The sequence below is a fragment of the Bacillus cereus group sp. BfR-BA-01523 genome (assembly GCF_022662615.1).
GTDB lineage: Bacteria > Bacillota > Bacilli > Bacillales > Bacillaceae_G > Bacillus_A > Bacillus_A mycoides.
Genome location: NZ_JAKUDX010000009.1, coordinates 136,884 through 149,611, shown reverse-complemented (window position 1 = coordinate 149,611; position 12,728 = coordinate 136,884). Strand labels below are relative to the sequence as shown.

Here is a 12,728-nt window from a genome sequence, read left to right as displayed (position 1 = left end):
TGTTTTACGTTATACATAATATTACTTTGAACATAATTTGTTTTTATCAGAGAACGTGTATAGAAACGGAGGGATAGTAAAAACAAATAGCTTATAACAAATAACTTTTTTATATTCCATTTGTTCATATGGAATAAGTCCCCAATGGACAAATGAATGTTCAAGGGAGGAAAAATGAAAAAACTTTTAAATATATGTTTAATTGTATTTGTACTATTTTCACAGTTTATTAGTTTCCCATACAATCAAGCAAAAGCTGAAACGTTAAAGGAAACTTCTTTATTTGACACTGTTGAAATGAAAGATGCAACTGGTCATATTATTGACGAAGCATTAAATCCTAAAAACTTAATAAAGTTAGGATCCACCATTCAGTTAGAATATGCTTGGTCAATAAAAGATTCTCAAGTTTTACATGCAAACGATACAGCAGTGCTTCAAATACCACTTGCATTAAAAGTATCTAAAGATACGCAAGGAGATTTGGTGGTTGATCAAAAACATATTGGTCAATATTTTGTGACAGCTAAAGATAACAAACTGAAACTAATATTTAATGATCAAGTAGAAACTTCAAAAGATGCTAAAGGTAAAATTAAACTTGAAACTGTATTTAATCCAACTTTAAAATCCGATACAAAATCAGTTCAAATTGCTTTCCCTTTAGGTACGATGATTCATTCTATATCCGTTCCTGTTCAATTGGAAGATACTAAAGATAAAGAACAACCGGTTAAAGAAGCTGAAAAAGATGTAGCTAAACCTGCTACCGGGAAGCAAGAACAAGATCCAGCTAAGCCTGCTACTGAGAATCCGGAACAAAATGCAGCTAACAAACCTGCTGAGAATCCAGAACAAAACACAGCTAGCAAACCTGCTGGAAATCCAGAACAAAACGCAGCTAACAAACCTGCTAAGAATCTAGAACAAGACCCAACTAACAAAACTGCTGAGAATCCGGAACAAAATACAGCTAACAAGCCTGCTGAGAATCCGGAACAAGAGTCAGTTAACAACCCTACTGAGAATCCAGATCCATCTCCCAAACAAATAACGGAGAAAATTTTAACAAGTGTAAAATTGACGGACAAGGATGGGAAACCATTTAATAACGATGATAATCGTCCGAGCACAGATTCCCCTGCCAACATTGAGTTTGAATGGGAGCTGTTAAAATCAATGAATGTAAAAAGTGGAGATTACTATATTTTTGATCTTCCGAAACATTTTAAGATTTACAATACAATTAAAAGCCCCTTATATGATGATAAAAATAATGTGATTGGGGAATTTATCGTTACAAAAGATGGGAAAGTCACCATGACATTTAACGAATATGTTGAAACCCATCCAGATGTTGTTGGTAATCTTAAATTAAAAACAGAGTTCAATAAAGACGAAATCAAAGGGACAACAACACAGGAAATTCCTTTCCCAATTAAGGATAAAGATGTTTCTATTACAATTGATTTCAAACCAAATATAGAAACAGCTACGAACAAAAAAGGATTGCCTGATAGACCAATTAATACAAATGAAATTAATTGGACAGTAGAAATGAATAAAACGAAGGATACCCTTACAAACGCTGTTTTCAAAGATAATATTCCACAAGATACAAGCCTAAATAAAGACTCTATTAAAGTTTATCATTTAGATGTGGATATTAACGGGAACGTAAAACGTGGTGCGGAAGCTGACCCAAGTGAGTACAAAATCGTTTCATCCGATGGTTCAAAGTTAGAGATTGCTTTTAAGGATAAAATCAATCAAGCGTATCAAATTGAATATGCAACAAAAATAACCGATGAAAATGCAACGAATTTCAGAAATGATGTCACGATAACAAGCGATAATCAGTCCCAACAAAAAGCAAATGCCACTGTAACTGTATCTCGTGGTACACATTTAGATAAAACAAGTAAATATGATCCCAAGACACAAACAATCGAATGGACAATTACTTACAATGGCGATCAAAGAGATATCAAAAAAACAGATGCGCTTTTAAAAGATATTTTTGACAATACACATGAACTTGATGAAAATTCTATTGTCGTAAAAAATGCTGCTTATGATGATAAAGGAAAACTTGTGACTGGTGATACTGCTAATAATTACACTGTAAACAAAAAGAACAATGGGTTCGATTTACAATTTAATGAAGATATTAACAGTGCTTATGTAATCACCTATAAAACAAAGCCAACTGATAAAGTCATAAAAGATGGAAAAGTCAAAAATACAGTTACCGCAGATAATGGTTCAAGTAAAGAAAATGAGGCTAGCTTCAAGCAGCAAAACATTATTAAATCTAATAATAAAGCTGACACAAACTACAAAGACAAAACAACAACTTGGACAATTATAGTAAATAATAACAACTATCCATTAAACAACGCGACCATTACGGATACCTTTGATCATGGTGGATTGCAATTAAAAGATAAGCAACTAGAAATTAAAGACGGAGATTATACTCTTCAAGCTGGGACTGACTATGTTTTAGATGTGACGGATAAAGGTTTCAATATTACTCTTATAGGTACATATCAGTCTAATATGACAAAGACATTAGTCGTAAAATATACTACAGACTTTGATTATACAAAATTAGAAAGTGGCCAAACTTCATTTAAAAATACAGGTAACTTATCTTGGATAGATACCGATTCTAAGCCACAATCAAATAAAGATGCAGCGAATTTTGATCCTGATACTTTCACAAAGGCGAATGGGTATAAATACGGTTCTTATAACGCCCAAACAAAGGAAATTACTTGGATAATAGGCTTCAATTATAATAATGTTGAGATTAAAGATCCTTATGTTATAGACGTAATAAAAGATAAACAAAAGTTAGTACCAGGATCCATTGAAGTACGTGACATGATTTTAAATGGAAGCCCGGATAATGCAAGACCTGGTAATGCTGTACCAACTGAGCAATATGAACTTGAAGAACCTACAGATAAAAATAACAACACCCTAAAGGTTCATTTCAAACAATCAATTAATTCACCTTATTATATTATCTTTAAAACAAGCCTTGATGGTGAGCTTATCCAAGCTACCTACAACAACGAGGCCGATTTAAAAGATGGCTCTAAAATTGTTAACACTCTTAAAGGTGATACTCAAGTAAATAAAGGTGGCAGCTTCGTCACAAAAAAAGCTGTACAAGACGACAACTATATTAATTGGAGTATCGCAATTAATGAAAGCCAATCAACCATCGCAGACGCGGTTGTAACAGACGATCCAACAGATAATCAAGTGCTTGTGGAAGATTCATTCCACTTATACCCGACTACTGTTGATCCATATGGAAATTTAACAAAAGATACAGCAAATGAATTAAAAAAAGGAACAGACTATAAGTTAACGATCACAACAGACAATAAGACCGGAAAGCAACATTTCGAAATTGCCTTCTTGAAAAAAATTGATCGAGCTTATATTTTAGAATACCGCTCATTTATTAATGCAGACGATAAAGAAAAAGTAAGTAATAAAGCAAAAATCGCAGGTAATAGTTTAACAGTAAAAAATACTGAAACTACTGAAACGATTGAAGTTCGAATGTCTTCCGGTTCCGGTGGGGGCTCTGCTACTAAAGGCCGCGGAAACCTTGAAATTATAAAGGTAGATAACGACAATAAGAACGCACCATTGGCCGGAGCAGAATTTACTTTATACGATCGTACAGGGAAAACCGTTATCCGTAAAATAACAACAGACAAAGACGGTATCGCTAAGTTTAATAACTTAAAACGCGATAAATATTTATTAAAAGAAACGAAGGCCCCAGCAGGCTATGTAATTAGCTGGGATCTAAAGCAAGGCAGACTTGTTGAACTTGGTTCACAAGAAACGACAACATACAAACTTAGCAATAAGAAATTCGTTGGTAAAGCTGTGCTTACAAAGGTTGATGACCTGAATAATAACGAAACACTTAAAGGTGCAGTTTTCGCCTTACTAGATAGAAATAACAAAGTAATTCCTGGCTACGAAAAATTAACAACTAATGAAAATGGACAAATTACTGTAGATCCATTGAAACCTGGAACTTATCAATTAAAGGAAATCGAAGCTCCAGTTCATTATGATCTAAATAGCCAACCAATCTGGTTTACTGTCTCAGAAGATCAAACAACAGTAATTAATGTAACTGCTAAAAATAGTCTGAAGAAGGGTTCAGTCATCTTAACGAAATTTGATGAGAATAAGAAACTTCTTGAAGGTGCCATTTTTAGCTTACAAGACGAAAAAGGTAAAGTAATCCCTGGCTATGAACAATTAACAACAAATAAAGATGGATATATTGAAGTAAAAGACTTACGTCCTGGCAAATATCAATTTGTTGAGACACAAGCTCCTCTTCATTACGTTACAGACCCGACACCTATTAAGTTTGAAATTGAAAAAGGACAAACAAAGGCGGTATCTGTCAAAGCAGAAAATAACCTAATTAAAGGTGGCGTCACTTTAACGAAAGTTGACGACGTTGAAGAAAATGTAACTCTTGAAGGTGCGGTATTTAAAATAGTCAATGAAAAAGGCGATACAATTCAACAAAACTTAAAAACAGGATCAGATGGAAAGTTAATCGTTAAAAACTTAGAGCCTGGTAAATATAAATTTATCGAAACAGAAGCTCCTAAGTACTATGAATTAAATAAAGAACAGATTGATTTCACTATTGAAAAAAGTCAAACCTCCTTCGTTTCTGTTACTGCAAAGAACAGTTTAACGAAAGGTGACGCTGAATTAGTAAAAGTTGATAACGTTGATAAGAAAGAATCTCTAGAAGGTGCAGTCTTCAAGGTTATTGACGAACACGGAAAAGATGTTCATACTGACTTAACTACAGATGCTGAAGGGAAAATTAAGGTTTCTGATTTACGTCCTGGCAAATATCAATTTGTTGAAACACAGGCTCCTGAGCATTATAAACTAAGCACAGAACCTATCAACTTCACAATTGAGAAGGGCCAAAAAGAAATCATCACTGTTACAGCAGAAAATCGTTTAGTACCGGGTAATGTTGAACTATTAAAAGTGGATGATGTGGATGGGAATGCTCTTGAAGGAGCAGTCTTCAAGATCGTTGACGAAAATGGAAAAGATGTTCATACGAACCTTATTACTAACAAAGAAGGGAAAATAGCTGTTTCTGGACTACGTCCTAGTAAATATCAGTTCATCGAAACAAAAGCTCCTGAACACTATGATTTAAACAAGAAACCGATTGATTTCACTATCGAGAAAAGTCAAACTGCTACAAAATCTATTACAGCTACAAACAGCTTAACTAAAGGCGGTATTGAATTAACGAAAGTAGATTCTTTAAACGATAAAGAAAAACTTGAAGATGCCGTATTTAAAATCGTTAACGACAAAGATGAAGACGTTCATACAAACCTTACTACTGATAAAGAGGGAAAATTAGTAGTAAAAGATTTACGTCCTGGCAAATACAAAATTGTCGAAACAAAAGCTCCTATTTACTACGATGTAAATATAGAGCCTATTGAATTTACAATTGAAAAGAGTCAAAAAGAACTCCTTCCACTTACATTTAAAAATAGTTTAACGAAAGGAAAAGTTAAACTAATTAAAGAAGATGATGTGGACAGCAAAATAGCTCTTGCCGGTGCGGTATTCAAATTACAAGACGCAAACGGTACAGAAATTGCAAAAGATTTAAAAACAGATGATTATGGAGTACTAGTTATTCCTGATTTAGCACCAGGGGATTATCAATTTATTGAAACAGAAGCCCCTGCACATTATAAATTAGATCAAACACCTATTAAGTTCACGATTAAAAAAGGTAGCAAGGATGATCTGCCAGTCCCTGTAATTGTAAAAAATAGTTTACTTACAGGTGGCGTCACTTTAACAAAAGTAGATGACGTTGATGGCACTACACTTGAAGGTGCGGAATTTATAATCGTTGACGCTCATGACACTAAAAAGGTAATTCGCAAAGGCTTAACGACTGATGAGAACGGTATAGTTACCGCTTCTGATTTACGTCCGGGAGATTATCAATTTATTGAAGTAAAAGCTCCAAAAGATTATGACTTAAGCAAAGACCCTATTCCGTTCACTATCGGAAAAAGTCAAAAAGAAAATATTACCGTTACTGCTAAAAACAGCTTAACGAAAGGTGCTGTCACTTTAACAAAAATCGATGACATCGATCGTACGATGCTGAAAGGCGCAATCTTTAAAATCGTTGACATGGACGGTAAGGAAGTTCATACAAACCTTGTTACAGACGACAACGGCGAAATTTCTGTTTCTGATTTACGTCCGGGAGACTATCAATTCATTGAAACAAAGGCTCCTGAGCACTATGTATTAGACGAAACACCGATTCCATTTACAATTGAAAGAAGTCAAACGAAAAAGATTACTGTTACAGGTAAAAACACTTTAACAAAAGGTAGCGTTGAATTAACTAAAATTGACGATATTGATACTGATACAAAACTTGCTAACGCTGTATTTAATTTATTAGATGCAGATGGAGAGCTAGTTGAAGAAAGCTTAAAAACAAATAGTGAAGGAAAAATTGTTGTTGAAAATCTACGTCCTGGTACGTATCAATTCGTTGAGATAACAGCCCCTGAACATTACGATTTAAATAAAAAACCTATCGTATTTACAATTAAGAAAAGCCAAACTGAAATTCTTCATGTTACAGCTAAAAATGCTCTAACAAAAGGTGCAGTGGAACTTTCTAAAGTGGATAACATCGATGACACTACCCTTGAAGGTGCAGTATTTAACATTGTTGATATGAAGGGTACTGTAATTCATAAAGACCTTGTTACAAATGGTAAAGGGAAGATCGAAATTAACGACCTACGTCCTGGTGATTACCAATTCATCGAAACAGAAGCTCCTAAGCATTACGTTTTAGATGAAACACCAATCAATTTCACTATTGAAAAAGGACAGAAGAAAACTATTTCTTTAACTGCTAAAAATAGTTTAAAACAAGGTAGTATCGAATTAATTAAAGTTGATGATTTAAACGATCAAACAAAACTTGCCGATGCTGTGTTTAATTTACTAGATCAAAACGGGAAAGTACTTAAAACGGATTTAAAAACGAACAGTGAAGGAAAAATCATTGTTGAAAACTTACGTCCTGGTACGTATCAATTTGTCGAAACAACGGCTCCGAAACATTATGATTTAGACAAAAAGCCAATTGTAGTTACAGTTGAGAAAAGCCAGAAAGATATCGCTACTGTTACTATGAAAAATAGTTTAACAAAAGGCGGCGTGGACCTTACTAAAGTGGACGACGTCGATGGTACTACTCTTGAAGGCGCAGTATTTAACATTGTTGATATGAAGGGTACTGTAATTCGCGAGAAGCTTACTACAAATTCACAAGGTAAAATTAGCGTTTCTGACTTACGTCCTGGTGATTATCAATTCATCGAGACGAATGCTCCGAAACACTACGATTTAAATAAAGAACCAATTCCATTCACAATTGAAAAAGGACAAGCTGAACCGATTTCTGTTACTGCTAAAAATGGTTTAACAAAGGGTGCGGTAGAGCTTTCTAAAGTAGATGATATTGATGGTACTGTCCTTAAAGGTGCTGTATTTAAAATTGTTGATATGAACGGTAATGATGTTCGCACTGATCTTACGACAGATGCATATGGTAAAGTTGCTGTTCCTGATTTACGTCCGGGAGACTACCAGTTTATTGAAACGAAAGCTCCTGAACACTATAAATTAAATGATACACCAATTAAATTTGCAGTTAAGAAAAGCCAAAAAGAACAGCTGCAAGTTACTGCTACTAACAGCTTAACTGAAGGTGCTGTAGAGTTAATTAAAGTAGATGATGTAAACCCAGATACAAAACTTTCTGATGCGGTATTTAACATCATTGATGCGAAAGGTAAAGTTGTTCGCACGAATTTAACTACTGATGAACACGGGAAAGTTTCTGCTTCCAATTTACGACCGGGAGATTATCAATTCGTAGAAACGACAGCTCCTAAAGATTATGATTTAAATAAAACACCGATTCCTTTCACTATCGAGAAAAGCCAATCAACTCAAGTTTCTGTTACTGCTAAAAATGGCTTAACAAAGGGTGGCGTGGAATTAACGAAAGTTGACTCTTTAGATGCGAAAGAAACGCTGGAAGGTGCGGTATTTAAAATTACTGATATGAACGGTAACGACATTCGTACGAATTTAGTTACCGATAAAGATGGAAAAATCATCGCTAAAGACTTACAACCTGGAGACTATCAATTTATTGAAACGAAGGCTCCGAAACATTATGACTTAAATGAAGAACCAATTAAGTTCACAATTGAAAGAAGTCAAACAAAACATGTCTACGTTACAGCTACGAACAGCTTAACGAAAGGTAGTGTGGAGTTAATTAAAGTTGACGATGTTGAAGAAAACACAACACTTGAAGGTGCGGTATTTAAAATTATTAATAAGGATGGACACGACGTCCGTACTGATTTAACTACTGATAAAAACGGCCGTTTAGTTGTGGATGAATTACCACCAGGAGACTATGAGTTTATCGAAACAAAAGCTCCTAATCACTATGACTTAAACGAAACACCTATTAAGTTCACAGTTAAAAAAGGACAAGAAAAAATCGCTTCCGTTACTGCTACGAATAGCTTAACGAAAGGCGCTGTTGAACTTTCTAAAGTGGATGATGTTGATGGTACTGCTCTTAAAGACGCAGTATTTAAAATCGTTGATATGAACGGCAACAACGTGCGTTCTAATTTAACTACTGATAAAGATGGGAAAATTAGCGTTTCTGATTTACGTCCAGGAGACTATCAATTCGTTGAAACAAAGGCTCCTACTCATTACGACTTAAATCAAAACCCTATCAAGTTTACTGTTGAAAAGAGTCAAACGGCTAAAGCTTCTGTTACTGCTACAAATAGCTTAACGAAGGGCGCTGTTGAATTAACTAAAGTCGATGACGTTGACAACTCTACTCTTGAAGGTGCTATCTTTAAAATCGTTGATCAAAGCGGCAATGATGTTCGTACTGATTTAACTACTGATAAAGATGGGAAAATTAGCGTTTCTGATTTACGTCCAGGAGACTATCAATTCGTTGAAACGAAAGCTCCTACTGGCTATGATTTAAGTGCTAAGCCAATTCCTTTCACAATTACGAAGGGACAATCTGGGGTTACCTCTGTTAAAGCTTTAAATAGCTTAACAACAGGTTCAATTGAGTTAACTAAAGTTGATATTGATCACCGTGGAACACTTGAAGGTGCCATTTTCAATATCTTAGACCACGATGGAAAAATAATCCGAGAAGGCCTAAAAACAGACCAACACGGTAAATTAATCGTAAATGATTTGAAACCTGGTAATTATCAATTAGTGGAAACAAAGGCTCCTGAAGGCTATCAATTAGATGCTTCACCGATAAGCTTTACAATTGAAAAAGCTCAAGCTACACCACTACAAATTACAGTTTCAAATAAGAAAATCGAATCTTCACCAGGTGGAGATGATAAACCAATTACTCCTCCAAATAAAGAGGAGAAACCAGGAAAAGAAACTTCCGAAGAGCTAGAAAAAGGAAATCTTGAGACTCACGGAAAAGAAACTTCTGAGGAACTAGAAAAAGGAAATCCTGAAACACAGACAAACAAACAGCAAGATGATCGAAATATAGATAAAAAACTTCCAAATACAGGTCATAAAAAAGATCATACACAAGCAGCAGGTATCGTTCTTCTACTAGCTGGATTGTTAAGTATTTTAGCCACAAAACGTAAAAAACATTATAAATAATATGTTTTACAGCCAATCAATTTATTAGTTGATTGGCTGTTTTTTTTGTGCAAAAAAGACGATACACAAAGTATCGTCTTTTTAACGGGGTGAGGCTGTCCAAAAGTACGGAAAACTCTTGAACAGCCTCGTATTTTCATATGGATGCCTTACATATATCACTGATGACAATTATGAAATGCGGAAACATAGTTACCATCACATGATTGAAACAAAAAAAAAGAAAAGAAACCCTATAACGGGTCCCTTTTCCCTACATAATCTAAAGTTTGGGTACACTAGATTCATGCAATGTAGGAGCCTTCAGAACAGAAAGCGAACCTTCATTTAAAATGATAGCATACATATATCCGCTGAAAATATGCAAATGTGCATATAGCGTTTTTTATTTCTCAACATATATTTATTGAAAATTCAGATATATAAAGGTAAGATAAAGTGAAACTTTAATCAGTGAGGGTTTTGTCCATCCCTCATTGATTATTAGCCCACACCAATCGGGCTTTTACGGGCAGTTGATCTCCCATCTAACTTCTTTGCTTTACAGCTGAATTTTGAGATGGGGGTTTTACTGCCCAAAAATAGCGGGATATAGTCGTTATCCGTCTTCTTTTGTCAGTCAGAGAGAATAGAAGAATGGGAGAGGAAAAAATGAGAAAATCACTGAAACAAAAAATAGTAAGCTCCTTGCTTGCTGTATCACTCGCCGTTAGCTTAGCTCCAATCGGGCAAGCAAAAGCTGATTCCACGTCAGAAATTACACAGACTCCACCTATTACAAAACAAGTTGATGCAAACCGCGCCATCGAGCATATCCGTTTCTTATCCGAAACAATCGGTCCCCGTCCGGGTGGTACAAAATCAGAAGAATGGGCTTCTCGCTATGTTGGTATGAAGCTTAAATCAATGGGATATGAAGTAGAGTATCAGCCCTTTCAAGTGCCGGATCAATACGTTGGATTTATCGAATCACCATTAGGGACAAAGCGTAATTGGCAAGCTGGTGCTGCTCCAAATGCACTAATTTCTACAGAAGCTGTTACAGCTCCGCTTATCTTTGTTCAAGGTGGTACAAAATTAGACGATATTCCAAATGAGGTAAACGGAAAAATTGTTTTATTCGAAAGAGGTGCAACAGTAGCAGATTATAATAAACAGGTTGAAAATGCTGTTAGTAAAGGGGCAAAAGGTGTTCTTTTATACAGCTTAATTGGTGGACGCGGAAACTATGGACAAACTTTCAATCCTCGCTTAACTAAAAAACAGGCTATCCCTGTCTTCGGTCTTGCTTATGCTCAAGGAAATGCATTTAAAGAAGAAATCGCTAAAAAAGAGACAACAATTCTTTCCCTAAAAGCGAGACATGAATCTAATTTAACATCCTTAAATGTCATCGCTAAAAAGAAACCAAAAAATAGTACAGGTAATGAAAAAGCTGTTGTTGTAAGTTCACACTATGATAGTGTCGTTGGAGCACCTGGGGCAAATGATAATGCTTCTGGTACAGGATTAGTATTAGAATTAGCTCGTGCTTTTCAAAATGTAGAAACTGATAAAGAAATTCGTTTTATTGCTTTTGGTTCTGAAGAAACTGGCTTACTTGGCTCTGATTATTATGTTAATAGTCTGTCCCAAAAAGAACGTGATCGAATTTTAGGTGTCTTTAACGCAGACATGGTTGCAACAAATTATGATAAAGCAAAGAATTTATATGCAATGACTCCTGATGGATCAACGAACCTTGTAACAGATGCTGCCTTACAAGCAGGTAAACAATTAAATAATGATCTCGTTCTTCAAGGAAAATTCGGCTCTAGTGATCACGTACCATTTGCTGAAGTGGGTATTCCTTCTGCACTATTTATTTGGATGGGTGTCGATAGTTGGAATCCATTAATCTATCATATCGAAAAGGTATATCACACGCCTCAAGATAATGTATTTGAGAACATTTCACCAGAACGTATGAAAATGGCATTAGAAGTTATCGGAACTGGTGTTTATAACACCCTTCAAAAACCTGTTGCTCAAACTGAACAAAAAGCTGCTTAATCATTTAAAAGACCACTGATTTAATTAGTGGTCTTTTATTGAGAAAAAATATATATGCATAAAAGCATATTTTTTCCTATTCATTATCGTATACAATATTAACTGTAACAAAAATGATTACAACTAATAAGGAGGCTTTTCTACTATGAAAAATATGATTTTAGCCGGCGCATTAACTTTAACAGGAATTACTGGCGCTACCGCGTTTATTCCTGAAACAAAAGTCGCTGCTGCCGCTCAAGAACAAAGCTTTACAAAATTTTATTCTTTGCAAACTGGAGCTAGTTCTGAACAAGAACCTATTTTCCTTCAAAAGGGACAAGAGCTAACAATTCAACCTAACAGCAAAACTCCTAGTTACAGTGTTTATGACTCAAATCATAACCTTATTGGGCGTTATTCTGATGGTTACGGCCGAATTTTCACTGCAAAAACAGATGGAAATATGTACGTTCAACTTCATGCACCTTACGTTTACTATAGTCCTGTTAGCTTTTCTGTTACTTATACTATTCAATAGAAAAAGGGCCTCTTACAAGGCCCTTCTTTATGAAACAAATCCAATACTCGATCTCTCCACCTTTTCTTCCATCGTAACCCCTCTGTCACTTATATAAGACGATGCAAACTCTCCTTTTGTTGGATAATTTTTTTATTATTCCATATAAAAAAGCAATCACAACATCATGTGATTGCTTTTTATTTAAAACGAACAGTCGGCTCCGCTTTTCTTTATGTCCAGCTCCAGCGGCTAGAATACTCGGTGGCTTCGCGCCTTCCTCCGAGGCAAAGTACGCCTCTCTGTCAGGAGCTCCATCCACCTCCTATTCTAA

The 12,728-nt window shown here is 35.2% G+C and carries 3 protein-coding genes; all 3 read left to right on the top strand.

All coding sequences use genetic code 11. The features are described 5' to 3' along the window. The first annotated feature begins 174 nt into the window (after window positions 1–174). The 3 genes from MR066_RS20860 (at window position 175) to MR066_RS20850 (ending at window position 12,415) form a co-directional block, all read left to right on the top strand. The gene (locus MR066_RS20860; protein ID WP_242248404.1) at window positions 175–9,843 is read left to right on the top strand and encodes a SpaA isopeptide-forming pilin-related protein; all 9,669 of its coding nucleotides are present in this window, start codon (window positions 175–177) and stop codon (window positions 9,841–9,843) included. Window positions 9,844–10,494: 651 nt separating this feature from the next. Next, on the top strand, window positions 10,495–11,895 hold the full coding sequence (locus tag MR066_RS20855) for a M28 family metallopeptidase (protein ID WP_002089791.1): 1,401 nt from the start codon (window positions 10,495–10,497) through the stop codon (window positions 11,893–11,895). Between the two features lie 145 nt (window positions 11,896–12,040). Continuing rightward, window positions 12,041–12,415, top strand: coding sequence for a hypothetical protein (locus MR066_RS20850; RefSeq protein WP_242248403.1), 375 nt, complete (start codon window positions 12,041–12,043; stop codon window positions 12,413–12,415). Window positions 12,416–12,728: the final 313 nt, after the last annotated feature.

Bases quoted from the DNA above. Each gene is read 5' to 3' on its own strand.
- MR066_RS20860 (WP_242248404.1), top strand. From the start codon at position 175: ATGAAAAAACTTTTAAATATATGTTTAATTGTATTTGTACTATTTTCA.
- MR066_RS20855 (WP_002089791.1), top strand. From the start codon at position 10,495: ATGAGAAAATCACTGAAACAAAAAATAGTAAGCTCCTTGCTTGCTGTA.
- MR066_RS20850 (WP_242248403.1), top strand. From the start codon at position 12,041: ATGAAAAATATGATTTTAGCCGGCGCATTAACTTTAACAGGAATTACT.